The sequence below is a fragment of the Hymenobacter sp. R533113 genome, from assembly GCF_056835965.1.
The window spans coordinates 847,718-870,595 of record NZ_JAKWBD010000001.1; the positions used below are offsets into that span (position 1 = coordinate 847,718).

21 protein-coding genes and 1 pseudogene are annotated in these 22,878 nt (G+C 56.2%); 8 read left to right on the forward strand and 14 right to left on the reverse strand.

Features of this window, described 5'->3' with window-relative positions; genetic code table 11:
* The first annotated feature begins 27 nt into the window (after positions 1-27).
* The gene (locus tag MKZ35_RS03980; protein WP_482511910.1) at positions 28-981 is read left to right on the forward strand and encodes a virulence RhuM family protein/type II toxin-antitoxin system death-on-curing family toxin; all 954 of its coding nucleotides are present in this window, start codon (positions 28-30) and stop codon (positions 979-981) included.
* On the opposite strand, the gene MKZ35_RS03985 is transcribed toward MKZ35_RS03980, so the two are convergent.
* Together MKZ35_RS03985 and MKZ35_RS03990 are read right to left on the reverse strand one after the other, a co-directional pair.
* A complete protein-coding gene (locus MKZ35_RS03985) occupies positions 978-1,505 on the reverse strand; it encodes a DMT family transporter (protein ID WP_482511911.1) in 528 nt (175 codons plus the stop codon). The genes MKZ35_RS03980 and MKZ35_RS03985 overlap by 4 nt on opposite strands.
* Positions 1,493-1,897 (reverse strand): DMT family transporter, encoded by a 405-nt coding sequence (locus MKZ35_RS03990; RefSeq protein ID WP_482511912.1) that lies wholly within the window; start codon positions 1,895-1,897, stop codon positions 1,493-1,495. Before MKZ35_RS03990 ends, MKZ35_RS03985 begins: the two co-directional genes overlap by 13 nt.
* Before the next feature lie 188 nt (positions 1,898-2,085).
* On the opposite strand from MKZ35_RS03990, the gene MKZ35_RS03995 reads away from it, so the two are divergent.
* On the forward strand, positions 2,086-3,417 hold the full coding sequence (locus MKZ35_RS03995) for a replication-associated recombination protein A (RefSeq protein WP_482511913.1): 1,332 nt from the start codon (positions 2,086-2,088) through the stop codon (positions 3,415-3,417).
* A gap of 150 nt (positions 3,418-3,567) precedes the next feature.
* On the opposite strand, the gene MKZ35_RS04000 is transcribed toward MKZ35_RS03995, so the two are convergent.
* Positions 3,568-4,437, reverse strand: a complete 870-nt coding sequence (locus tag MKZ35_RS04000; protein WP_482511914.1) for a helix-turn-helix domain-containing protein — start codon at positions 4,435-4,437, stop codon at positions 3,568-3,570.
* A 211-nt stretch (positions 4,438-4,648) separates the two neighbouring features.
* Here MKZ35_RS04000 and MKZ35_RS04005 point away from each other — a divergent pair, with 211 nt between their 5' ends.
* From MKZ35_RS04005 to MKZ35_RS04015, 3 genes are all read left to right on the forward strand, one after another.
* Complete coding sequence (locus MKZ35_RS04005) at positions 4,649-5,242, forward strand: S49 family peptidase (protein WP_482511915.1); 594 nt, start codon at positions 4,649-4,651, stop codon at positions 5,240-5,242.
* Positions 5,203-6,366, forward strand: a complete 1,164-nt coding sequence (gene sppA / locus MKZ35_RS04010) for a signal peptide peptidase SppA (RefSeq protein WP_482511916.1) — start codon at positions 5,203-5,205, stop codon at positions 6,364-6,366. Before MKZ35_RS04005 ends, sppA begins: the two co-directional genes overlap by 40 nt.
* A gap of 165 nt (positions 6,367-6,531) precedes the next feature.
* Positions 6,532-7,350, forward strand: a complete 819-nt coding sequence (locus MKZ35_RS04015) for a purine-nucleoside phosphorylase (protein ID WP_482511917.1) — start codon at positions 6,532-6,534, stop codon at positions 7,348-7,350.
* Between the two features lie 83 nt (positions 7,351-7,433).
* On the opposite strand, the gene MKZ35_RS04020 is transcribed toward MKZ35_RS04015, so the two are convergent.
* The 5 genes from MKZ35_RS04020 to MKZ35_RS04040 all read right to left on the reverse strand — a co-directional run bounded on the left by MKZ35_RS04020 (position 7,434) and on the right by MKZ35_RS04040 (position 11,705).
* On the reverse strand, positions 7,434-8,273 hold the full coding sequence (locus MKZ35_RS04020) for a DUF4249 domain-containing protein (RefSeq protein WP_482511918.1): 840 nt from the start codon (positions 8,271-8,273) through the stop codon (positions 7,434-7,436).
* 33 nt (positions 8,274-8,306) lie between these two features.
* A complete protein-coding gene (locus tag MKZ35_RS04025) occupies positions 8,307-8,708 on the reverse strand; it encodes a hypothetical protein (protein ID WP_482511919.1) in 402 nt (133 codons plus the stop codon).
* The gene (locus tag MKZ35_RS04030) at positions 8,675-10,657 is read right to left on the reverse strand and encodes a TonB-dependent receptor (RefSeq protein WP_482511920.1); all 1,983 of its coding nucleotides are present in this window, start codon (positions 10,655-10,657) and stop codon (positions 8,675-8,677) included. Before MKZ35_RS04030 ends, MKZ35_RS04025 begins: the two co-directional genes overlap by 34 nt.
* Before the next feature lie 94 nt (positions 10,658-10,751).
* Positions 10,752-11,060, reverse strand: a complete 309-nt coding sequence (gene trxA / locus MKZ35_RS04035; protein WP_482511921.1) for a thioredoxin — start codon at positions 11,058-11,060, stop codon at positions 10,752-10,754.
* Positions 11,061-11,255: 195 nt separating this feature from the next.
* Positions 11,256-11,705, reverse strand: a complete 450-nt coding sequence (locus MKZ35_RS04040; RefSeq protein WP_482511922.1) for a hypothetical protein — start codon at positions 11,703-11,705, stop codon at positions 11,256-11,258.
* 272 nt (positions 11,706-11,977) lie between these two features.
* Between MKZ35_RS04040 and MKZ35_RS04045 the strand changes: the two genes are divergently transcribed.
* The 3 genes and pseudogenes from MKZ35_RS04045 to MKZ35_RS04055 all read left to right on the forward strand — a co-directional run bounded on the left by MKZ35_RS04045 (position 11,978) and on the right by MKZ35_RS04055 (position 14,660).
* Positions 11,978-12,298, forward strand: a complete 321-nt coding sequence (locus MKZ35_RS04045; RefSeq protein WP_482511923.1) for an HNH endonuclease — start codon at positions 11,978-11,980, stop codon at positions 12,296-12,298.
* An 81-nt stretch (positions 12,299-12,379) separates the two neighbouring features.
* Positions 12,380-13,443: pseudogene (locus MKZ35_RS04050) on the forward strand (DUF6687 family protein).
* Positions 13,444-13,604: 161 nt separating this feature from the next.
* Positions 13,605-14,660: a serine hydrolase domain-containing protein gene (locus MKZ35_RS04055; protein ID WP_482511924.1), complete on the forward strand. Its 1,056-nt coding sequence runs from the start codon at positions 13,605-13,607 to the stop codon at positions 14,658-14,660.
* Between the two features lie 258 nt (positions 14,661-14,918).
* Here MKZ35_RS04055 and MKZ35_RS04060 read toward each other — a convergent pair whose 3' ends face one another.
* The 6 genes from MKZ35_RS04060 to MKZ35_RS04085 all read right to left on the reverse strand — a co-directional run bounded on the left by MKZ35_RS04060 (position 14,919) and on the right by MKZ35_RS04085 (position 22,691).
* Entirely contained in the window at positions 14,919-18,332 is a 3,414-nt protein-coding gene (locus MKZ35_RS04060; RefSeq protein WP_482511925.1) for an SbcC/MukB-like Walker B domain-containing protein, read from the reverse strand.
* A gap of 45 nt (positions 18,333-18,377) precedes the next feature.
* A complete protein-coding gene (locus tag MKZ35_RS04065; protein WP_482511926.1) occupies positions 18,378-18,704 on the reverse strand; it encodes a hypothetical protein in 327 nt (108 codons plus the stop codon).
* Positions 18,705-18,706: 2 nt separating this feature from the next.
* A complete protein-coding gene (locus MKZ35_RS04070) occupies positions 18,707-19,933 on the reverse strand; it encodes an exonuclease SbcCD subunit D C-terminal domain-containing protein (RefSeq protein WP_482511927.1) in 1,227 nt (408 codons plus the stop codon).
* Between the two features lie 89 nt (positions 19,934-20,022).
* Positions 20,023-20,406, reverse strand: a complete 384-nt coding sequence (locus MKZ35_RS04075) for a GxxExxY protein (RefSeq protein WP_482511928.1) — start codon at positions 20,404-20,406, stop codon at positions 20,023-20,025.
* Between the two features lie 167 nt (positions 20,407-20,573).
* Positions 20,574-21,947 (reverse strand): MBL fold metallo-hydrolase, encoded by a 1,374-nt coding sequence (locus tag MKZ35_RS04080; protein WP_482511929.1) that lies wholly within the window; start codon positions 21,945-21,947, stop codon positions 20,574-20,576.
* A 339-nt stretch (positions 21,948-22,286) separates the two neighbouring features.
* Complete coding sequence (locus MKZ35_RS04085; RefSeq protein ID WP_482511930.1) at positions 22,287-22,691, reverse strand: multiple ligand-binding protein 1; 405 nt, start codon at positions 22,689-22,691, stop codon at positions 22,287-22,289.
* Between the last annotated feature and the right edge of the window lie 187 nt (positions 22,692-22,878).

Sequence of the window (22,878 nt, forward strand, 5' to 3'; positions counted from 1 at the left end):
AGTTGCCAACGATATTCTTTTTACCAATTGCCCGACGGGCAAACGCAATTGGAAGTGCACCTGCAAAATGAATCGGTGTGGCTGACGCAGGCGCAAATGGCAGAACTATTCGATGTGTCGCGCCCCAATGTGACAATGCACGTTCGCAATGTGTTTAAAGAAGGCGAATTGGAGGAAAATTCAGTTGGTAAGGAATCCTTACTAACTGCCGCCGATGGCAAGCAGTATCGCGTCAAACACTACAATCTCGACGTCATTATCTCTGTGGGCTACCGCGTGAAGTCGTTGCGTGGCACGCACTTCCGCCAGTGGGCCACGCAGGTGCTGCGCCAGTACCTGGTACAAGGCTACGCCTTAAATGAAAAGCGCCTGCGCGAGAGTGCCCGCCAACTGGCCGACCTCAAACGCCTGGTGCAGTTGCAAGGTGAAGTAGCGGCCAGCCAGGAGTTGACCTCTGACCAATCGGATGCGCTGCTACGGGTACTGGGCGACTACGCTCGTGCCCTTGATGTGCTCGACCAGTACGACCACCAACGCCTGCGCGTGCGCGGAACGGCTATGGATGAGCCGTTTGAGCTAACGTACGAAGCGGGCCTGGAAGCCGTGGAAGGGCTGCGCACGCAGTTTGGGGGCAGCGCTTTATTTGGGCGAGAGAAAGATGCTTCGTTTCAAAGCTCAGTACGATCCATCTACCAAAGCTTCGACGGAGAAGATTTATATCCGAGCGTAGAAGAAAAGGCTGCTAACCTGCTCTATTTCGTGGTCAAAAACCATTCGTTTTCGGATGGTAATAAGCGCATTGCAGCCTTCTTATTCGTGTGGTTTCTTGACCGCAATAAGTGCCTGTATCACCCCGAAGGTACACGCCGCCTGGCTGATAATGCCCTGGTGGCCCTCACGCTGCTGATTGCCGAGAGCAAGCCCGAGGATAAAGACGTGATGGTGACGCTGGTCGTGAACCTGATCAACCAGGATAACTAGTCTAGAACGGGTTCCAGTGGTACCTGGGGCCTTGGCTTGCGGCTTACCAGAAAGACGCCGCCAAAAATCAGGGCCGCTTGCAAGGCCCGGCCCCAGGTAAAGTGGTCTTTGCCCAGGCTCACGGCAATGAGCACGGCCAGCACCGGCTGCAAGTAGATATACACGCCCAACAGGGCCGGGGAGGCGTATTTGAGCGCCCAGTTGTTGAGCAGATACGCAATAATGGTTAGGAACAGGACCATGTAAATAACCTCAGCCCAGATGTAAAGTGGGAAGTCAGCGTAGTTGGTAGTAAAGGCATCATGCCAGCCGAAGGGAACTGCCACCACGGCACCGACCAAAAAAATGCGCGCCAGTACAGTAAAGGCGTTGTACTTGCGCATGAGCGGGGTAACAAGCACCAAGTACACGCCAAAAGCCGTGGCATTCAGCAGAATAAAAATATTACCCAGCGTGGCATTCGGGTAAATGGCATCGGTGGGGTTGCGGCTCAGTATAAGCGTGGCCGCGCCTATGGCACCCAAAAAATGCCCCCCACACGGGCCCCAGTAATTTTTTCACCCAGCAATACCGCCGAAGCCAACACCACCACGATGGGCGCAATGGTTTGGAGCAAGGACGCATTGATGGGGGAGGTATAGTTCAGCCCCGAGAAAAACAGCAGCTGATTGACTCCAATACCTATGACCCCGCAGATGATGGAGCGCACAGTATCGGCGCGGCCCTGGATGCGGTCCTGGGGAGCAACCAGGCGGCTGAGCACGGCAAAAAATAGCGTCGCGCCCACTATACGCAGCGTCACGATGCCAGAAGGGCCCATGTAGTGCGGCATCACATCCTTGGAAAGACTGTAGCTGGCCGCGTAAATAAGGGCCACCAGAAATAGGGCCGCGTGGACGCGCAGGGAATTTTTCATCGGCGGCAAAGGTAATCGTAGCGCGAAGCTTCTGCTTCGCGTATCGTTGCATGATCTATTGGGCGACATTTTAAGAACTTTAGCAACACGAAGCGCCGCCCCACACTACAAGAAACGACCGCAACGATACGCGAAGCAGAAGCTTGACTCTGCCGTCCTTCGGTTCGCGCTACTACCTTTCCGCAGCTATGACTACCGGCTCTCTCTTCGATTCTGAACCTACGCCCGCGCAATTCACCAAGCCCAACTCCAATGCTCCGCTGGCGGAGCGGCGGCGTCCGCGCACGCTCGTGGAGTATGCGGGGCAGCAGCACTTGGTGGGGCCGGAGGGCGTGCTGCGCCGATACCTGGCCGGGGGACGGTTGCCGTCCATTATTCTGTGGGGGCCGCCCGGCGTAGGCAAAACGACCCTGGCCCACTTGCTGGCGGAGGAGCTGAAGCAACCATTTGTGGCCCTGAGCGCTATAAACGCCGGCGTAAAAGACGTGCGCGAGGTGATTGAGAAAGCGAAGTCGCGGCCGGGCACGGTGCTGTTTATTGACGAGATTCACCGCTTCAGCAAGTCCCAGCAGGATGCCTTGCTCGGAGCCGTGGAACGCGGCGTCGTTACGCTGATTGGAGCCACTACCGAGAATCCTTCGTTTGAGGTAATTCCGGCCTTACTGAGCCGGGCTCAGGTGTACGTGCTGGAGCCGCTGAGCAAAGAAGTGCTGACGAATTTGGTTGATAAAGCCTTAGTCGAGGATGAAACCCTGCGGCGCAAAAACGTGCGCGTGGCCGAATATAATGCTCTGCTTACCATTTCGGGCGGCGACGCCCGCAAGCTGCTCAACCTGTTGGAAATCGTGGTAGAAGCCAGTCCAGCGGATGCCAAAACGGGCGAAACCGTTATTACGGACGCTCTGGTGCAGGAGCTGGCCCAGCAGCACCTGGCGCGCTATGATAAAGGCGGCGAAATGCACTATGATGTCATTTCGGCGTTCATAAAAAGCATTCGGGGCTCCGACCCCAATGCGGCTTTGTATTGGCTGGCCGTGATGCTGGAGGGCGGCGAAGACGTGAAGTTCATTGCCCGCCGCCTGCTCATTCTAGCCTCCGAAGATATCGGCAACGCTAACCCCAATGCCCTTATGCTGGCCCAAAGCTGCTTCCAGGCCGTGACGGTAATCGGCCTGCCTGAAAGCGACATTATTCTGGGCCAAACAGTCGTGTACCTGGCGACTAGCGTGAAAAGCAATGCCAGCTATAAGGGCATTCGGGAGGCGCGGGCGCTGGTGCGCGAGCAGGGCGTGCAGCCCGTCCCAATTCCGTTGCGCAATGCACCCACCCGCCTCATGAAGCAGTTGGGCTACGGCCAGCAGTACCAGTATTCGCACGACTACGAAGGCAATTTTGCCCCCCAGGAGTTCTTGCCCGAAGCCCTCAGCGGCACCCGCTTCTACGACCCCGGCCACAATGCCAGCGAACAAAAGCTGCGTGAGCGGCTGCGGCAGTGGTGGGGGGCAAAATATGAGTATTAATACTGCAACGAAGCCTCACCCCTAGCCCCCTCTCCTAGGGGAGAGGGAGAACTAGCTTTAAAGAATTAATAGACGTGTTCCTAAATAGCTTCTTTCTTTTTGGTCAGATGCCAATTCCAAATGCCACAGGCCAGCGCCATAATTCGGTCGTTAAAGGAGGCGGATTTGTTGCGGTAGACTTGCGTGACGCAGCCCAGGCGCTTGGCCCCGCTGATGGCATGCTCGACCGTGACGCGCCGGCGGGCATGCGCTTGATTGGCGGTGCGGTGGGGTTCGGTCAGGGACGTGCGCGGGTTTTTTGCTGCGCCGGGGCTTGCGGTGGGGCAGGCTCTCGGGGACCACGTCATAGTCGGCGACGAGGCCCAGATAGCCCAAATCGGCCAGCATCTGGAACAAATCAAGCAAGCCCAGGTTGGCGTCAAATTCGGTTTTGAGCATCTGATAATCGTGCGTGGTCCCGTTGGCGGTCGGTCCCAGGTAGTGGATGTAGCGCATCGGGTCGGCGATGAGCGTGTTTTTACGGGTGGGCCTTTTTTTGCCCGAGTAGTCGGCCGGCCGGTCCGCCGCCGCCTGCGCCCGCTGGTACGGGCGTTCGGTGGCGTCGAGCAGCAACACGGACACGTCGGCAAACACGGCCTGCATCTGGGCCAGCGAGTCGATGGCGCGGGCCGGCAGCACCCCAAGCGTGCGCAAGGTGCGCTCCAGGGCCTTGGCCAGGCGGTGAGCGTGTTCGCAGGCTTTGGAGCGGGGCAGGCCAAAGGTGGCGGCCAGCACGTCAAACGTGGGGTAGGCTTTCAGGTAGTAGAGAATGAACAATAGTTTCTGTTCCGGGCTGGCCAGCACACCCTTGCGCCCGCCGCCGGCCCGGCGCTGACGGGGCCGCTGCTCCGAAAAACGCGCATCGGCTTCTTGCTGGCAGCCCGCCACGAATGGCTCGGACAAGGCGCAAAAAGCGGCCAGGTCCAAGCCCGTTAACGCCCGCATTTGCCGGTCATCTGTTATCGTATGTACATCAAGCATTCTCAAAATTACTATTTGGGAACAAGTCTATAGTCTAAAAAGAGCTAGTAGTCTAGAAAAGCTAGAAGCTGGTTCCTCCTCTCCCCTAGGAGAGGGGGCTAGGGGTGAGGCTTCGTTGACTAAACCCTTCTACATTTGTTAAGTACCCAGTTAATCTTCCTTTCTAATGAGACAGTTTTTGAAATATGTACTGGCCACAATAGTTGGTCTGATGGCATTCGCTTTCATCGGTTTTTTGGTGCTGGCAGGCATAGCCATATCAGCCGCCAGCTCTGATGATGAGGTCGAAATTGCCCAGAATTCGGTGTTGGAGCTGAAGCTCGATCAGCCCATCTCCGAGCGCGAGAACCCGGAGTCGCTGGGGAGTATGCTGGGCGGCGGGAGCAGTGCCAGCAGCGGCCTGGTGCAAATAAAAGAAGCCATCCGACGCGCCAAAAACGACGACAACATCAAGGGTATTTTCCTGAATGTGGAGCTGGTGCAGGCCGGTATGGCCACGCTGGAAGAGATTCGCAACGAGCTAATCGACTTCAAGAAGTCGGGCAAGTTTGTGGCAGCCTACAATGACCTGGCTTCGGAAAAGAGCTACTACCTAGCTTCTGTGGCCAACCGAATTTACCTCAATCCGCAGGGCACGCTGGAGTTTAATGGCCTCAGCTCGGAGACCTACTACTACAAAAATCTCTTTGAGAAGGCCGGAATCGAGCCGTACATCTTCCGCGTGGGCTCGTTTAAGAGCGCTGTAGAACCCTTTTTCGGGAGAATATGTCGGACTCGGCGCGGCTGCAAACTTCGTCGTTTCTGAACTCGATGAACGACTTTATGCTCGGCCACGTAGCCTCGGCCCGCCGCATTGCGCCCGCCCGCCTGCGCGTGATTTCCGACTCCATGCTGGTGCACAACGCCGATGACGCCAAGCGCCTGGGTCTGGTCACTAACATTGGCTACTACGATCAGGCCCTGAGCTTTATGAAAAAGAAGGTGGGCGTGGAAGAGGACGAAAAACTCGGCCTCGTAAGTCTGAGCACCTACCAGCGAGGCAATGACAATGACAGCAAGGGCAGCGGCTCTAACCGCATTGCCGTCATCTACGCCGATGGCGACATCGTGACCGGCAAGGGTGGCAACAACGATATTGGCAGCACGCGCTTCGCGGAAGCCATTCGTCAGGCCCGCCTCGACGACAAAGTAAAGGCCGTGGTGCTGCGCGTAAACTCGCCCGGCGGCTCGTCTTTGGCCTCCGATATTATTTATCGTGAGGTGGTGCTGACCAAAAAAGTGAAGCCCATCGTGTGCTCTATGTCGGACGTGGCGGCTTCGGGGGGCTATTTTATTGCTATGGCCTGCGACACCATCGTGGCCCACCCGAACACCATCACGGGCAGTATTGGCGTGTTTGGCGTGTTGCCCAATATTCAACCCTTATTGCGCGACAAGCTCGGCATCACCACCGACCGCGTCACTACCGGCAAATTCTCCGATTTGCCCACCATCACGCGTCCGCTCACGGCTTTTGAGCAGCAACAGCTGCAAGAAGAAGTAAACCGCATCTACGCCGACTTCACCACCAAAGCCGCCAAGGGCCGCAATATGCCCGTAGAAAAGCTGCGTGGCTATGCCTCCGGCCGGGTGTGGTCGGGCTCAGAAGCCAAAGAGCGCGGCCTCGTGGATGTGCTGGGCTCCTTTGAGGATGCGCTACAAATTGCGGCCCGCCGCGCCAACTTAAATGAGGGCGACTACCGCCTGCAAAGCCTGCCCCGCCAGAAAACCTTTGTCGAAAACATCTTCGAGAGCTTCGGCCTGGAAGCGCGGCAGCAACTAGTGAAGCAGGAGCTAGGCCCGCTATATCCTATGTATGAGCAGTATCAGAAGCTTATCAAGCTGGAAGGCGTGCAGGCCCGCATGCCGTACGAAATGCGCATTGAGTAACCTTCATGATTGTATGCATACACGGTAGAGACGCAACATTTTGCGTCTCGTCGTTGCTGATGCTGTTTCTCCTGAGTGTGCTATACAAATTGTTCAACGACGAGACGCAAAATGTTGCGTCTCTACCGTGTATGCTCGTCTCTTCCATTCGAAAAAAAGCCCCCCATGCAGCAATTACGCGAAGCCGCTGACCACATCCGCCGCCAGCTCGGCGACTTTCAACCTGAATTCGGCATTATCCTCGGCACGGGCCTGGGCGCACTGGTAAAGGAGCTGGAAATCCAGCATGAGTTCTCTTACGCCGACCTGCCGCACTTCCCGGTTTCGACGGTTGAAAGTCATTCGGGGAAGCTGTTGGGGGGCATTCTGGCCGGGCGCCGGGTGCTGGTGATGCAGGGGCGCTTTCACTACTACGAGGGCTACACCATGCAGCAGGTGGTGTTTCCGGTGCGCGTAATGAAGCTGCTCGGTATTCAGAAACTCTTCGTGAGTAATGCCGCTGGGGGGCTAAATCCCGACTTTGCCATGAGTGACCTTATGCTCATCGAAGACCACCTGAACCTACAGCCCACCAATCCGCTCATCGGCCCAAACCTGGACGAGCTGGGCCCACGTTTCCCCGATATGCTGGAGCCCTACGACCACACTCTGCTGGCTCAGGCTCAACGCGCGGCCCACGACTTAGGCTTTACCAATTACGTGCGCCGCGGCGTGTATGCCAGTCTGCCCGGCCCTATGCTCGAAACCCCGGCCGAGTATCGCTACCTGCGCACCATCGGGGCCGACGCGGTGGGCATGAGCACAGTGCCCGAAGTCATTGCCGCTCGCCAGATGGAGCTGCCCGTGCTGGCCATTTCCGTCATCACCGATTTGTGCTCACCGGGCAAGCTGAAAAAGGTAAACATTGCCGATATTCTGCGCGCCGCCGCCGCCGCCGAGCCCCGCCTTACTGCCTTGATCCGGGCGGTGCTGGAGCGTCAGTAGGTTTTGATTTAAACGAGCACAAAAAAGCCCCCGGAAACCAACTGGGGGGCTTTTTTGCGTATAGTTAAACTCGGCGCGCTGCTTTACGGAATTACTAGTGAGTGCCTTTCATAGCTTAGAATCGTGAATACGCCTACGCCACCCCGCACCGTGGACTGCACGGCGGCGGGCTGGCCGAAGGGGTTGCCGTTGGCATTGCGCGCATTCTCAGTCGATTGGAGAAAGCGGAAGTACGGCTCATCAAAATGATAGAGCGAAACAATCAGCGAATCGCCGGAGTCGAAGATGTAGCTGGTGCCCAGCGTAATTTCCTTGCCTTCGTTGAGACGGTCTTCGACGGTATAATCAACTTCTGGCTCCTGGGAAATACTGTCGCGGTGAATCTGGAAGCGGTAGAAATCGAGCGTTTCCAGCGGGTCGCGGAAACGAGCCAGAACAATAGCCTCCCGCAGCTGCGCTGGCCGGTCGTTGAAGTTGAACTCCACCGTATCGAGCGGCACGGCGGCGGGCATTTTGGCCGTACCCGTAACGACGCGCCCTTTGGTGTCTTTTGCCTCTAAAGTGAATACATCGCCGGGGCGAATAAGCAGACGATTCCGGCCGCGGTGCGTGTACACTTTGCCGGTTATAAAGTTGAAACCAGGCTCATAGAGCAGGGTTTCGCGTTGCCGGTTGGGCCCCGATATGACCACCGTCACATCTGTCGGCACTACGGGTATCGGCGATGATAGGTAAGGCGCCGTTTCGCTCACCGTGAGCTGGGCGCGCTGATTAGGCTCCAGATAACACTCAATCACCAGCTGAGCTGGCGCCGTCGGGATAACCACATCAATGTCTTGCTGCAAATTTTCGCAGCCCGCAACGCCCACCAGTAGCAATAAGGGCAGCAAGCGCCGGGTGCTGAAAGTCAGGAGGTTTTTCAAATAAAGTCCCATAGATCGAAACGCAGGCAGCGGTCAGAATTTGAAGTTGTAGGTCACGGAAGGAATAATGGGGAACAGCGACACCTGCCGGGCGCGGTAGCCGGTTACCTGATCCGTATCGGGGTCCTTTATCTGGTCGAAATACACGAAGTAAGGGTTGCGACGATTGTAAGAGTTGTACACGCTGAACGTCAGGTCCGACTCATCAAACCAACGGTTGGGCTTCATATTCCAAACCAGGCCCAGATCGAGGCGGTGGTAGGGCGCCAGGCGATACGTGTTGCGGTCGGGATAGATGGGTACGGCTACGGCTTCGGCCCCGTACACCTCCTGAAATACAAAGCGGCCCTGGGGCAAGGTGGTGGGCGCGCCGGAGCTATACACGAAAGAACCCGTCAGGTTCAGGCGCTCGGAGAGCCGATGCAGCAGTACCACGGTAAGGTTGTGGCGGCGGTCGTAAGTAGGGAAGAAGTCAGCGCCATTGTTAATGCCCGTTGTGCCGCGCTGGGGGCAAATTTGCGCTTACTCCAGGCCAGCGTGTAACCTACCCAGCCGGTCGTGCGGCCCGTTTTCTTTTCCAGATAAAGCTCGTTGCCGTAGCTCCAGCCTTTGCCAAACAGAAACTCCGCATCCAGGTCCGAATTCACAAAAAGCTGGGCGCCATCTTTGAAGTCAATCTGGTTTTGGGCCCACTTGTAATACACCTCGTTGGTTAGTAGAAATTGCCCCTTACCAAGCAAGAAGCTCACGCCGGCCGCTACCTGCTGGGAGCGCTGCGGCTTCACCGACTCCCGCGACGGGTACCAGATATCGGTGGGCAGCGAGGCGCCAGAGTTCGTAACCAGGTGTACGTACTGATACATCATCGCGTAGCTGGCCTTCAACGACGTGTTGGGCGTGAGCGAGTAGCGCGCCGCTGCCCGCGGCTCCAGGCCGGCGTAGCGGTCGGAGTCGCTCTGGAAATAGGTGCCCCGCAGGCCGTATTCCAGCTGAAGCTTGTCGGTGGCCCGGAAGTTGTCGCTGGCGTAGAGGGCCCCTTCCTGGCCCCGGTAGCTTACGTCGGAGCCAATGTCCAGACGGCCATCCTCGCTGCCGGCCTGTAAGCGACCCACGCCAAAGCGGTAAGCTTTTGTTGCGCCCCCAAATTTGAGCGTATGGCGCTCATTAGGCTGATATTCCACATCCGTGCGCAAGGCTATATCATGGATTCTGGAAGAAAGATTAAAGCTGAACTGGTCCAGCTTGTTGGTCACCGCATAATCATAGTTTGTGTACGAAGCGGTGGTGTTCACGAATAGCTTGGGCGAAAAAACGTGGTTCCAGCGCAGCGCGGCCACGGTATTGCCCCAGGTAAAATCAAAGTTGAAGCTGGTGGGGCTTTGAAAACCAAACACGTCGCGGCCGTAGTAGCCGGTCAGGAAGATCTGGTCTTTGGGGCCGAGCTTATAGTTGGCTTTGGCGTTGTAGTCGGCAAAGTAATAATTGGGAATGGGGTTGAACTCCGGGTCGTCGACGTTCAGCTTATTAATCTGGCGCGTAAATACATCGAAGTAAGTGCGCCGCCCCGACAGGATAAAGGAGCCTTTATCTTTCACGATGGGTCCTTCCACCGTCAGGCGCGAAGAAATAAGGCCCAGGCCCCCGCTCACCCCCAGCTTCTTGGTGTTGCCCTCGCGCAGCTTCACATCCACTACCGACGACAAACGCCCCCCAAACTGCGCCGGGAAGCCGCCTTTGTATAGGTCCACGCTTTGCACGGCATCCGGATTGAATACCGAAAACAGCCCAAACAAGTGCGAGGGATTATACACCACGGCCTCATCGAGCAGATACAGGTTTTGGTCGGCGGAGCCGCCGCGCACGAAGAGGCCGCTGGTGCCCTCGCCGCCGTTTTGCACTCCAGGTTTTAGCTGCAATGTTTTCAGCAAATCAACTTCTCCAAAAAGAGCTGGCAGCAGCTTGGCCTCGCGGGTAGTGAGGCGCTCCACGCTCATTTGGGTGGTTTGCAGCTTTTGTTCCAGAGTGCCCGAGCCTTCCACTATTACCTCGCCCAACTCGTTGGCGGCCTCAGGCAAAACGAAGGAAATGCGTTGGGTACGGTTCACGTTTATCTCCCTGGCTACCGTTTCGTACCCAATAAAGGAGACGACTACCTCGTAGCGCCCCGCCGGCAGGGGCAGGGAGTAAAAACCCTTCTCATCAGCCGTGACGCCGGTATTTAGAGTCGGTACCGCCACGGAGGCGCCCGGCAGCACGCCCTGATCGGTGGCGCCGCGCACGTAGCCGCTCAGCGTGACGGTGGCCTGAGCCAGCGCCAACTGGGGCAACACGCACAAAATCAGTAAGAAAACGAGGGATTGAAGAAAGGGTACTACTACACGCATAGCTTGACAACGAACAGAATCATAAATGTACTATGCAACGCTTCGCTCAATGAGGAAGTATTGATCTCTTCGATAATTCCTCATTCTTAATTCCTCATTGAGCAAAGCGTCCGATGGCCTGACTGAGCTGCTGGGCGGGCACCACCCCCGACTGCCGCCACACGGGCTGACCTTTGTGGAAGAGAATAAGTGTGGGAATGCCCTGCACGCGGAATTGCTGAGCCGCCGCCGGGTTTTTATCCACATCTATTTTAATCACTTTAACCTTGCCCTGGTGCTGATTGGCTACCTGCTCCAGAATAGGCGCCATCGTTTTGCAAGGGCCGCACCAGTCGGCATAAAAATCGACCAGAACCGGCATTCCGGGGCTGCTGATGAGTTCGGTGAAAGACTTTTTAGGCATGATCTGAGTTGAAAACGAAGTTGGAATTACTAAAATATAAACCACTAAGCGAGCAAAATGCCCCTCAGCTCCAATTCAGTAGTACGCAGCTAGGCCTAAAAAAGGGCGTACTGTTGCCTCAAACCCACAAAAAAAGCCCGGCGCTGCAACGCCGGGCTAGTACTAAGTGAGGAAGGGAGAACGCAAAAAAGCGAATTATTTGCGGTTATCCACTACCGTCACGTCATTGGCTACCGCAGGAAGTTCAAAACGCCCCCCAACAACCCGCTTTCCGCCTACCCGGCATTCCCAGGCGTACTTACCTGGTATAGCGCGGGCAGACTCGCCTTTCTCAGTTTTAAAGTAATCGGGCTCGGACGGCTCCGATGGGAACAGCACATCTACGCCACTTTTGCCTTTGTCCACTTCTTTCGTCAGCAAATACTCTTTACCCGAAGTCTGATTGGTTACAACGAACGTAGCCGTGTAGGTACCCAACTGACTAAACTTATCCATTACACCCAACTTAATGTACGCATCAGTCGAAACCAACCAGGTTTGCGCGTGGGCCTTTGTCGGCGTCAGCACGATCAAAGCCAGAAAGAAACCAGCGACCCGCAGTAAAAGTGCAAAGCGCCGAGGTAAGCGAAGAGTAAGAGTTTGCATAGGGAAAGTGGTGAAAATTGTGAAAAATATTTTGTGACTATTTTAATTAATTTTTGAATTTAATTTTTTGGATATCTGGTTGCTCTTGTTGATAAGTACCATACAATAAGCTTTATAAAGGATACGAATCCTTGTTTTATTGTTGATGGCGACGTAACCAAAGATAGAACTTATTCGGGCAAGAGTATTTAAATGAAAAATTATTTATTACGCCAGGCCTCCGCTAAATCTCTCTGCTATCATCGGGCCAACTTCTTACATAATTGCATTTTATGTCCCGTCGCCGCTTCAATAATGCTTCCATCAATTCCGCGGCTGGTCCTGAGTCGCAGTGTGAGCTATGTGAGCGGCATGTGCGCTTCGTGTCGCGCCATCATCTTGTTCCGCGCGAGGAAGGTGGCCGGCATGGGCCCACGGTGTCTCTCTGCCAACCTTGTCATAGTACCGTGCATCTGCTGCTCACTAACCGGGAGCTAGCCAAAAGATACGCTTCCGTGGAGGCCCTGCGCGGGGCCGAGGAGCTACAAAAATACTTGCACTGGGTGCGCCGTAGCCGTATAGAGCATATCTCCAACCGTCGAAAGCGGCGCTAACGTCCGTGCCTTGCTTGGTGAGAAACGCCAAAATTTGTTCTTGCGCGTAATTCCTCCTTCTCCATTTAACAGGTCCTGCTTTTGACGCATTATTTTGTTCCCTTCGCGGCGGCAAAGCATCAGCCAACCATTCTGGTTGATAGTACCGGCCTGCGGGCGGCCCTGGTACTGGCGCATTGGCGCGGAGCCGCCACGCCGGTGGCCCTGCGCGACGATACCAGCGCGGGCTCCACGCTGCGCGCCTTGCATGCGCCGCACACGCCCGGCCTGGAAGTAGCGGCCGTTAGCGCCAACCACTTCGACGTCGATGGCTTTGTGGGTGTGTGGAGCTTGCTCAACCCGGAGGCCGCCCTGCGCCACGAGCCGCTGCTACGCTTGGTGGCCATGCTCGGCGACTTTCGGGAGCTGGACTGGACCAGCCCGCTGGCCGACGATGCCCTAAAATTGGTGTGCTGGCTTAATGCCAAGGAAAAGGAGCTATTCTATCCACCCTTCGGCGCCCCCGCGCTACGGCGCAGCGAAGCCGAAGCTTCGGCCGAGAAATTTGCCTGGTTTCTGCCCGCCTTCGGCGAAATCTTAGAAAATCCGGGGCTGGGCCGCGCCGCCTGGGAACCGGAATACACCCGAATGCGCCGCGCTATGGAGGTGATGCAAAGCCCCGCCACGCGCCTCGTTCGCTACCCCGAACTTGGTCTGTTGGTAGTGCATACGCCTGAACCGCTGCCTTATTACGCCCTCTTTGGCCCTACAAGCGGCTTCGATATCGTGCTCAGCTGCTATGATAATCAGCGCTACGAGTTGGAATACAAATACACCACCTGGATTGATCTGGAGTCGCGCCCTACGCTGCCGCGCCTGCCACTGCATGACCTGGCCGCCCGTCTCAGTAGCCTGGAAATGCCCCCCAGCGCCTGGGTTTTCGATGCCATCACCGACACTGGGCCGCTGCTGCGCCTGGGGGCAAAAAACTCAGCAAAGCCCAGCGCTACGCCGACCCCGACCAGCGCCCGATTGACATATCATCAATTCCAGCCGAGACGATAGAGCAGGAAGTTGTGGCGTTTTTCCGGCAAGGCTACATGAATATCAAGCCGCGGCGATATTGGACGTGGGCGGAGATGAAGGCGGTCGGGAAAACTTTATAAAAAACTCAGCGCACGCTAGCTGCTAAGCCTTGTGTGTTGTCAGTATTTCGGTTTTTCTATACGTCTACTGTTACTTTGGCTACTGCTGCTGGGCAGCGCCGCTCCTGTTAGCAGCTTCGCCTTAGCCCGCTTACTTCTTCGGCCAATAACATCCTTCTGCTATGATTCGACTCTTCTTACTTGTTTTTCTGCTTTTTACTACCCCCGCCTTCGCCCAACACTCCATTGAGGACCTCGTCGCGGCAGAATATCAAGCAGGTCATTTCAACGGGGCTCTTCTGGCCGTAAAAGACGGCCGGGTTGTGTCGCAGGTAAACAAGGGGTATGCAAACTTCCAGTTTGCTGCACCGGTCACCCCCGATACCCGCTTCCCCATTGCCTCCATGACCAAGCTATTCACCGCCATTTTAACCTTGCAGCTCGTCGAGAAAACAACCTTGAAGCTCGAGGATAAGGCCGCTACCTATATCCCCGACTTACCCGCGGCCTGTCACTCGATTACAATAGCTGACCTCCTTACACATCATTCTGGCTTGAAGAGTGAACCTTCCACGCAAGTCTATCAGGCCAAGTATTCTACCACCGAGTTTGTGCAGAAATTTGTGGTGAAGAATGAGAGCAAAAAGGCCCCCTCCTTCAATTATAATAACATCGACTACATCTTGTTAACCCGGATCTTAGAGGTAGCTTCTAAGAAAACGTATGCCCAACTGCTGCGTCAGAACGTCCTCGCGCCGTTGCAAATGCAACACTCCGGTCTAGTACAAGAGTCCCGGATTACGCCCAATCTGGCTTATGGCTACCATAACTACACATTTGGGGCGGGTACTAGTAGGGATACCTTACGCAATGATGCGCCAAAGTATCTATCGAATTATGCCGGGGCCGGGGCTATGTATTCCACGGTTGCTGACCTCTACAAGCTGGTGTACGCCTTGAAGGCCCATACGCTATTATCAAGCAAGATGACGGCTCTCCTGTTAAAGCCGCAGCAAGCAGAGTATATAGAGGAGGCTCGGGGCTATCCTACGTTTGGGTTGTATTACAACGACAAAAGCTTGCCCAAGCCCATCTTTGAGCGTCGAGGCAGCATCGATGGCTTCAATTCCCTGTTGTTGACAAACAAGGATTTCTCTAGAGTGGTAATCATTCTTAACAATACCGATACGGGTGATTTAGAGAAATTGGGGGACCGTATTTATTCGGCACTTGACTAGCGTGATTTACTGACAATTAAGCAAGTGTCTTGTAGAATTGTAGCTAGTGTGGAAGCGAGCTATTAAATATTTGTACCAAACATTTAATTAAGGCTAGTAGCCAACGTGAGGCTACTACATTGCACGTGCACCGCTCGAGCCTAAGGTGTACACCTGTTTTTGAAAACGTTAGGAAAAGACCCGCCAAGCGGATGAAAAGGCAGGGCCTAACCTGTTGCATTTTCGTGCTCGGCTACGACTCGCTTTCCCCAAACCCAATCACGCGTAGGGTACTAATGCCCCCACGCCTTTGCGCACGTTAATCTGGGTGCTCACGCGCTCTTTCAACGCTTCCACGTGCGAGATAATGCCTATCATCTTGCCGGTGCCCTGCAGAATTTCCAGTGCAGTGAGGGCAACTTCCAGCGCATCAGCATCCAGGGTGCCGAAGCCTTCATCGATGAAGAGCGTTTCGATTTGGGTTTTGTGACCAGCCAACTCCGATAAGCCCAAAGCCAGCGCCAAGCTTACCAGGAAGCTTTCGCCCCCGGAAAGCGAGTTCATGGAGCGCGTGCTGTCGGCCTGGTAATGATCCACTACTAGCAAATCGAGATACTCCTGCGGGTTGCGCACGATGCGGTAGCGGTCGGTGAGGCGGGTAAGGTGACGGTTGGCCAACTCCGTGAGACGCGTGAGGGTGAGACCCTGGGCAAACTCGCTGAACTTCTTGCCATCGGCCGAGCCGATAAGCTCCGCCAACTGACGCCAGCGCCGGGCTTCCTGCTGTTGCTTTTCCAGGGTTGCGGCCAGTTCGGCGTGACGCTCCAAGCCTTGGTGATGATCCTGAAGGCGCTGCCGCCGCTGCCCAAGCTGCTGATGCAAGTCGGCTAGGTTTCGCTCGGCCGCGCGCAATTGCTCCCGTATCATCTCCGATGATTCAGAGGTTAATGCCTTGCTTTGCTCTAGCTCCAACTGTTGCTGAGCCTCAGTTAAAGCGCTTTGCGTAGCAATAATGGCGCGTTCGTGAGCGTGCAGCTGATCGGTTAGGCGGCGCGCGTCGGCGTCGGGGAGGAGGCGGGTGCGTAGCTCCTCGGGGCTGGGGGGCAAATTTGCGGCTTGCAAGTCAGCTATCAGCGTAGCGTGGAGTTGGTTGCGCTCCTGCTGTTCGCGAGCCGTTTCCTGCTCCAGCTGCCGCAGCCGCTCGTCGGTGCGGGACAGTTGGCTTTCGTGCTCGCAGAAGGTTTGGTGGCTCCGCTCGTACGCATCTGTAAGCGCTTTTACTGTATCCATCAGCTGCTTGCGGGCCTGCGCTACATCCAAGCCAGCGAAGAACTGCTGACGCTGCTCACGCTGCCGCTGAATTGCCTCGTGGTGGCGCACTAGGTCAGCTTTGCGGGTAGTAAGCCAATCCTGCGTTTCGGCTAGTGCTTTTTTCAGCTCTTCACCCTGCGCTTGGGCGGCGGCGCGCTGGCTTTCGGCCTTATTTAGCGTTTCTCTTTGCTGCTCATATTCTGTGGTGAGCTGCTCTAGCTGCCCCATCAGAGCCGCGCCATTATCACCCGTGAAGGTGAGCTGAAAGTAGGCCAGCATACTGGTTACCTGCTCCCGAATCTTGGGGGCCCGGTCGCGGGCGTCTTCCAGCTTTTCGGTGAGTTCGGTCAGCTTTGCTTCGGCCTGCCGCTTTTGCTCCGTGGCTAATTGCTGCTCCCCGTGGGCTTTCGTGCGAAGCACCGTGGCCGCGTGGTGCTGGTCTTGCAACTCACGCAGACGCTGAGCCCGCGCCCGCGCCTGCCTGGGGGCCATTTCTTCCTCTTCCCCTGACAACAGCCGATGGATTTGTAGGTTCTGCGCCGAAATTTGCCCCCCGGCATTCTCCAGCATGCCTACCGCAGTCAGCAACTTCTGCACGCGCCCACTCAGGGCTCTAACCTGCTGGCCCAATGATTCTTCCCGCTCTTTATCGCGTTGCAACGAATCAGCGGTTACACCTAGCGCGCCCAGGGCAAATGGGTGCTCGGCGGCTCCACACAGAGGGCACGGCTCGCCAGCCACCAAGTAGTGGCGCGCTTCCTCATGACTTAAGATCAACTGCTGGGTTTGAACCAGCGTGCGCAGATCAGTCAGGTGTTTTTCCTGGGCGGCGTGCTGGTCCTGCAAGCCTGCTACAAACTGTTGCAAGCGCGCCATCCAAGTGTCTCGCTCGGCTTCCGTTTGTTGCTGAGCAGTTGCCAGTTCGGTGGCCTGCTTTTCCGCATTGGCCTGCCGGGCGGCAGCCTGCGCGCCTAGTTGCTGGGCTTGCTGCAGCGCCAAGGTCTGGGCTTTTTGCTGCGTTGTCAGTTCTTGCAGTTCCCGATCTACGTCGGCCAGATCTTCTAAGTGACTGCTAAGTTGGGGCCGAATGTTGGGCAGCTCCGAGCGGCGGCCATGCAGCGTGAGCCAAGCGGTAAGTTCTTTCAGCTGCTCACCCAGACGACTTGCCTGACCAATAGCCTGCTCGTATTCCGCCTTTTGCCGCTTACAATGCTCGTTACGCTGTTCGTACTCCTGCTTTTCCTTAGTGAGCTGGGCTTCTTCCGCCTGAAGTACGGCGTCCAGCTTCTCTGCCTCCAGCAGCTGCGAACTTTGCTCCTCCTGATTCGCCAAGGCCTCGTCGCGCACCTGCTGCGCCGTAGCCCGACTGGCCTGCACGGCGTCGAGCTGCTGTTGCAGTTGGGGGCGCTGCTCCCGCGCTTGAGCGGCTTCGTGCTGCATTCGCTGCAACCGAGTATCAGCGGCCTGTAGCAACTCCCAGGGCGTACGAAAGGGCAGCGCCTGCTCGTGCGCGGTTAGGCGCTGGCGCTGGGGGGCAATTATCTCAGCCTCAGCGGCAAGGGCAGCTAATGTAGCTTCGGCGCGTTGCTGCCGGGCGGTGAGGTCAGCGAGCTTAGTGAGCCAGGCTTGCGCTTCCTGCAACTGTTGCTGCGTGGCCGTGCTAGCTTGCACCTGCTGCTCAATACTGGTCATTTCAGCCGCCAGCGCTTTTACTTCCTCGTTCGATAGGAGCGTGACGCCTGCCAAACCCGCGCGCAGGGTTTCTACCTGCTGGGCTTCCTCCTTGGCTTTTCTGAAAGCGAAAACCGAAATATCCGAGTACTTGCGCGTGTCGGTAATCTTCTCCAGCAGCTGGGCCCGCTCGCCGGGGCTCGACTTCAAAAACCGCGTAAACTCGCCTTGAGCTAGTAGTACCGAGCGCAGAAACTGCCGGTAGTCCAGGCCGCTCAGCTCCGCCACGCGGGCCGGCACCTTGGATTTATAGCTTTCAATAATGGGCCAATTGTCTTCGGGTGCGTCGGTGGGCGCGGTGGGTTCCTCGCTCAGCTCCATGCGCGAATCCTGAAGCTTGCCTTCCGCTTTCTTACGCGCCCGATATTGGCCCCACTTCGAGCGGTAGCGCCGGCTATTCACCTGAAACTCCACCTCCGCCCAGCTCTCGCCCGTGCCGTGGCTCATGACTTGCTCCACGCCGCCCTCGTGGCGCGGCACCTGTCCGTACAAAGCCAGTGTAATGGCGTCGAGGATAGTGGTTTTGCCGGCACCCGTGGGGCCGGTAATAGCGAACAGGCCCGCATCGGAGAGGGGCGAATGGCTGAAATCTATTTCGTGCTGTCCGCGCAGCGAGTTAAGATTGGAAAAACGGACGCGGAGTATTTTCATAAAATTGCGCAAGCTAAAATTTGCGCGCAGGTGTAGTGGCCCAGATTAGGGGTGAATAACAGCGGTTTGCTTGTTCTGAGGTTCATTGCGAATGCTAACCCAGTACTCTTCCCGCACATCTTCATCTATTCGGGTTGGTAGTCGCTCGCCATAAAGCCGGTCGGAACCATCTTTCTTGCAGCCCGATATCCAGTACTCTTCGCCAGTTTCAATGTCAAAATAATTGGTTTTAGGGCCTCTGCCTGACAAGCGCTGGAAGTGCTGCCCATTATAAAGGCTCCTGCCAGTTCTGGAAAACGTGACGCGGCCAATTGTTGCGGGCCCTGTAAGTTGACCAGCCTTCTTTTCGATGTACATGATGCGTGGCTCCATACTCACCCTTCCCGCATCAATTCCAACAACTCATCAAACGCCCCCAACAATTCCGTCCGTGCTTCTTCGGGCTCTTCCTCCAACCGCTTCTCGAAAACTTCCCGTTCGGTGAAGTCGTGAAGGCTGCGGGTGAGGGGTTCGGGCTCGTCGCCGAGGGGGCGCAGGGTGAGCAGGCGGAAATGGCGGCGCGCCAATACTTCGAGCTGGGTGCGGTCGAGCTGGGTGATGACGGCCAGCAGTTGCTCGGCTACTTCCAGCTGCGAAAGCTCGGAGAGCACTTCTACATCGGCCCAGGCTGGGAGATGGTAGCCAGTGTTATCGTAAGCCGCCAGGCGTACCAGCACTTCATCGAGCGGACCGTGGAAGCGTACCAGACGCCGGGCGCCGGGTACCGGCAGAGCCTCGATGGCAAGGCTCTGGGGGGCAAATTCCAGCAGTAATACTTCCTTGGGATGATCTATTTCGGAGAAAGACAGCGGAATGGGCGAACCAGAATAGCGAATATGCTCGCGCCCACCCACGCGCTGGGGGCGGTGCAAGTGACCCAGGGCCACGTAATCGAACACCGTGGGGAAATGGTCGGCCGTGACCTGGCCCAGATTGCCGACGTGAATGGTGCGCTCCGAATCGGAGGCCATAGCGCCGGCCGCGTAGAGGTGACCGGTAGCCAGCACGGGCACGCCGGCGGCTTTGAGCTGCCACACCATTTCTATTTCGGCGGCGCGGGCGTAGTGGTCGGCAATGCCTTGGCGGATGCGGGCTTCGCGCTCCTCGGCGGCCTCGCCGGGCACGGACAGGCGCACGTCACGGTCGCGCAGGAAGGGGATGGCGCACACCACGAGGCCGGGCTTGCCAGTCGCGTCATCGAGCACGAGCACCTGATCCTCAAAGCAATCGGGCACGCAGCCAACTACGTGCACGCGCAGGTGGCGCAGCAAACGGGCGGGGGCATTGAGCGTAGCCGGAGAGTCATGATTCCCGCCCACCACCACAATGTCGCGGCAGCTGGTGGCCTGCATTTGCAGCAGAAAGGAGTAGTACAGCTCCAGGGCCGCATTGGAGGGCGAGCCGGTATCAAAAATGTCGCCGGCTACTATCAGCACTTCCACGCGCTGAGCCTGAATGGTTTCGACCAGCCATCCTAAGAAATACCGATGCTCCTCGGTGCGCTCGTGGCCGCCATTAAAGCGTTGGCCCAAGTGCCAATCGGCGGTATGTAAAACGATCACAGATTTTCGCTGATTTTTGGCAGATAACGCAGATTCTAACGGCGCGGTAGATGACCTGTTCCGGAACCGTATTTGGTTTAGCAGCCGCTTTAGGGTTTGGTTTTGATGAAGCGTCGGAAGCGTAGACTGCTCTCACCGAAATTAATCAGCAGGCCAAGCTCTAGCTGGTAAGCAGTCAGATAATTGATAATCTGGTTGAAGTGGGCCGGAGTAAATTCGGCAACAGCCTTCAACTCGACTAATACTTGGTCAGCGGCTAAGAAATCGACTTGTCGGTACCCAACTATCTCGCCGTCGTAGTACACTGGCAAGCTTACTTCCCGTTGAAAAGGCACTCCTTGTTTATTCAGTTCCTGAGCTAAGCTGCGTTGATAAATAATTTCCGGGAAACCCTGGCCCAAGGCAGTATGTACCCGCATGGCACAACCAATAATAGTATGTGTAAGCTGTTGATGCTGATAAACTTCAATCATAAAATAGCTGTGTGATCAAAATAAATTCAAAATAGGTTATTAGCATTAGCAAGTCGCCGCACAAATCAGAGGTAAAAATAATACGGTGACGTATCAAACGCCACCGTATTCACTAAAACCAGTTGATAAAATACAAAAAGCAGCCAGCGCAAAAGCAATCAGCGAAATCAGTGTAAAATCGGCGTCATCTGTGATACGGCTTCACCCAAGTCTACTACCTCAGCGCCCGGCAAAGCAGCCTGCAAAATGCTGCTACCAGCGGCCGAGCGGTAGCCGCCGGCGCAATGCACCAGAATGGGCTTGTCGGTGGGTACTTCCTGGGCCCGCTCGCGCAGCTCGGGTAGCGGAATCTTGAGGGCCTCGGGGAAAATAGGCTGCTGAGTTTCGGCGCGGTTGCGGATATCGACGATGGTAAAATCTTCGGGCCGCTCGCGTACGCGGGTCAGGTCGAGTTCGGGGCTGGTGGCGGGCAGCTGAGCTGGGGTGAGCATGGCACCCAGAATATTGGTTTCGTAGCCGATTTTGGCGGCTTTGCGGATAACCGTGTCGAGGGCAATCTGGGTGTCAGCCAGCAGGTAAAACTTCTCTTTGGGACCTACTACGGAGCCCAGCCAGGTTTCAAACTTGCCCCCATCCATCAAATTGATGGCGCCGGGCAAGTGGCCCGCCCGAAATTGGGCCGCAGGTCGGGTATCGATCATCAATATGCCGGGCTCTAAAGTTTCTCCCGACTGTAGGCGCGGCACGGCTCGCACGCTATCCTCAAAAGGCTGGGCACCCAGGCGGTTCAGCACTACGTCGTGCCCGAAATATTTGGGCACAAAGGGCTGATCTTCGAGCAGGACTTTGATAAACTCCTCCTGCGACATGGGCTGCAGGGCGTAGTTGGTTTTCAGCTCTTTGCCAATGGTGCTGTCCAGGTCAGTGCTGGTGGTTTTGCCGCAGAGCGAGCCGGGGCCGTGGGCCGGGTACACCCGCGTGGTGGGGGGCAAAGTCATCAGCTTTTCGCGGGTGCTGTGGTAGAGCTGGCCGGCTAACTCCTCGCGCTTGTGGCCACCGACATTATCATCCTCGCGCAAGTCGGGGCGGCCGACGTCGCCCACAAAAAGCGTATCGCCAGTGAATACGGCGCGGGTCTGGCTAAGCTCATCAATCAGCAAAACGGAAATGCTGTCGGGCGAGTGGCCGGGGGTATTGATGGCGTGCAGCTCCACGGTGCCCAGCGCGATACGGTCGCCGTCGTCGAATGATTTATGCGGGTACAAGGCGTTTACCAGCTTGCTACAGTAAATAGTAGCGTCGGTTTCCTCGGCTATTTCGAGGTGGGAGGAAACAAAATCGGCGTGCGGATGGGTCTCAATAATGGCCACAACAGTGGCCTCGTGCTCGTCGGCGAAATCGTAGTAAGGTTGCGGGTCGCGGGCCGGATCGATGATGGCTACTTGGCGACCGGAGCGAATAACGTAGCTAGCGTGGGCAAGGCCCTTATCATAAAACTGTTGAATTTGTACCGACCCGGTACTACTAGGCAAGGGGCTCATGGTGGTAGGTTGTGGTGGCGAGGCGACGCACCGAATAGTTGAGGTGCGGCTGACCGGTAAAGCCAGCGCTCATTTTCAAATATAACAAGGAGTATCCCTTCTCTGAGAGGAACTGCAATAAATCAACTTAAGTTTAAGCACTAATCAAATGATTTTCAAGAGAGTACTTAGTTAAATTAAGTATAAGACCGGGTTCAGATGAGCTTCAATACCAGCTCGACCATCGTGTTGCTTTCTTCATATAGTTCGGCTTTCTCACTCTTCGCAGCGTTGGGCTCCAACGCAAAAAAGCCCCCCAACTAATCTGCTGGGGGGCTTTTTTGCTACTTAAACGTGGGCTTAGCCGCGGGCTTTCATCTTGGCTTTGCGATTGGCCATGCGCTCGGTGCGCTGCTGCTCGTACTTGGCGTATTGGTCTGCCGTCAAGATGGCTTTGAGCTGGGCTTGGTGCTGGTTGCGGGCAGCTTTGGCCTCCTCGCGGTTAGCAGCGTTTTTCGTCCGCACTGTCTGCATCTTCTGCGCCTGGGCAAGATTTAGCTTACGCAGTTTTTCAGTTTGATCGGCATTGAGTTGCAATGAGGTGGACAGCTGCTTAGTCTGCGCTTCGGCACGCTGCTCGGGCGTCCTCTTTGCCATCTGGCTGCGCTGGGCACGGCCTTGGGCGGGTTTAGCGGCCTGGGTTTGGGCAGAAGCTGCACCGGCAGTCAGGGTGAAAGCGGCGAGCAGGATGAGCATCTTTTTCATAAAAGGAGAGTCTGTGGGTGAAATTCTGCTGCTTGGATGCCGGTGCCATGCTAAGGTTTAATTGGACTAAGACGAGGACATATTAGGTCTCCTTGTGTCACCTGAATCGGATAATCGCCTATATTCGGGCCGCGCAGCCACATTTTGGGGCCGCCAATACCTCCTTTCACTCCATTCTCACCTCCTA

Bases quoted from the DNA above. Each gene is read 5' to 3' on its own strand.
- MKZ35_RS03995 (WP_482511913.1), top strand. From the start codon at position 2,086: ATGACTACCGGCTCTCTCTTCGATTCTGAACCTACGCCCGCGCAATTC.
- MKZ35_RS04040 (WP_482511922.1), bottom strand. From the start codon at position 11,705: ATGCAAACTCTTACTCTTCGCTTACCTCGGCGCTTTGCACTTTTACTG.
- MKZ35_RS03990 (WP_482511912.1), bottom strand. From the start codon at position 1,897: ATGAAAAATTCCCTGCGCGTCCACGCGGCCCTATTTCTGGTGGCCCTT.
- MKZ35_RS04085 (WP_482511930.1), bottom strand. From the start codon at position 22,691: ATGAAAAAGATGCTCATCCTGCTCGCCGCTTTCACCCTGACTGCCGGT.
- MKZ35_RS04015 (WP_482511917.1), top strand. From the start codon at position 6,532: ATGCAGCAATTACGCGAAGCCGCTGACCACATCCGCCGCCAGCTCGGC.
- MKZ35_RS04055 (WP_482511924.1), top strand. From the start codon at position 13,605: ATGATTCGACTCTTCTTACTTGTTTTTCTGCTTTTTACTACCCCCGCC.
- MKZ35_RS04045 (WP_482511923.1), top strand. From the start codon at position 11,978: ATGTCCCGTCGCCGCTTCAATAATGCTTCCATCAATTCCGCGGCTGGT.
- MKZ35_RS04080 (WP_482511929.1), bottom strand. From the start codon at position 21,947: ATGAGCCCCTTGCCTAGTAGTACCGGGTCGGTACAAATTCAACAGTTT.
- MKZ35_RS04075 (WP_482511928.1), bottom strand. From the start codon at position 20,406: ATGATTGAAGTTTATCAGCATCAACAGCTTACACATACTATTATTGGT.
- trxA (WP_482511921.1), bottom strand. From the start codon at position 11,060: ATGCCTAAAAAGTCTTTCACCGAACTCATCAGCAGCCCCGGAATGCCG.
- MKZ35_RS04065 (WP_482511926.1), bottom strand. From the start codon at position 18,704: ATGGAGCCACGCATCATGTACATCGAAAAGAAGGCTGGTCAACTTACA.
- MKZ35_RS04060 (WP_482511925.1), bottom strand. From the start codon at position 18,332: ATGAAAATACTCCGCGTCCGTTTTTCCAATCTTAACTCGCTGCGCGGA.
- MKZ35_RS04005 (WP_482511915.1), top strand. From the start codon at position 4,649: ATGGCATTCGCTTTCATCGGTTTTTTGGTGCTGGCAGGCATAGCCATA.
- MKZ35_RS04000 (WP_482511914.1), bottom strand. From the start codon at position 4,437: ATGCTTGATGTACATACGATAACAGATGACCGGCAAATGCGGGCGTTA.
- sppA (WP_482511916.1), top strand. From the start codon at position 5,203: ATGTCGGACTCGGCGCGGCTGCAAACTTCGTCGTTTCTGAACTCGATG.
- MKZ35_RS04030 (WP_482511920.1), bottom strand. From the start codon at position 10,657: ATGCGTGTAGTAGTACCCTTTCTTCAATCCCTCGTTTTCTTACTGATT.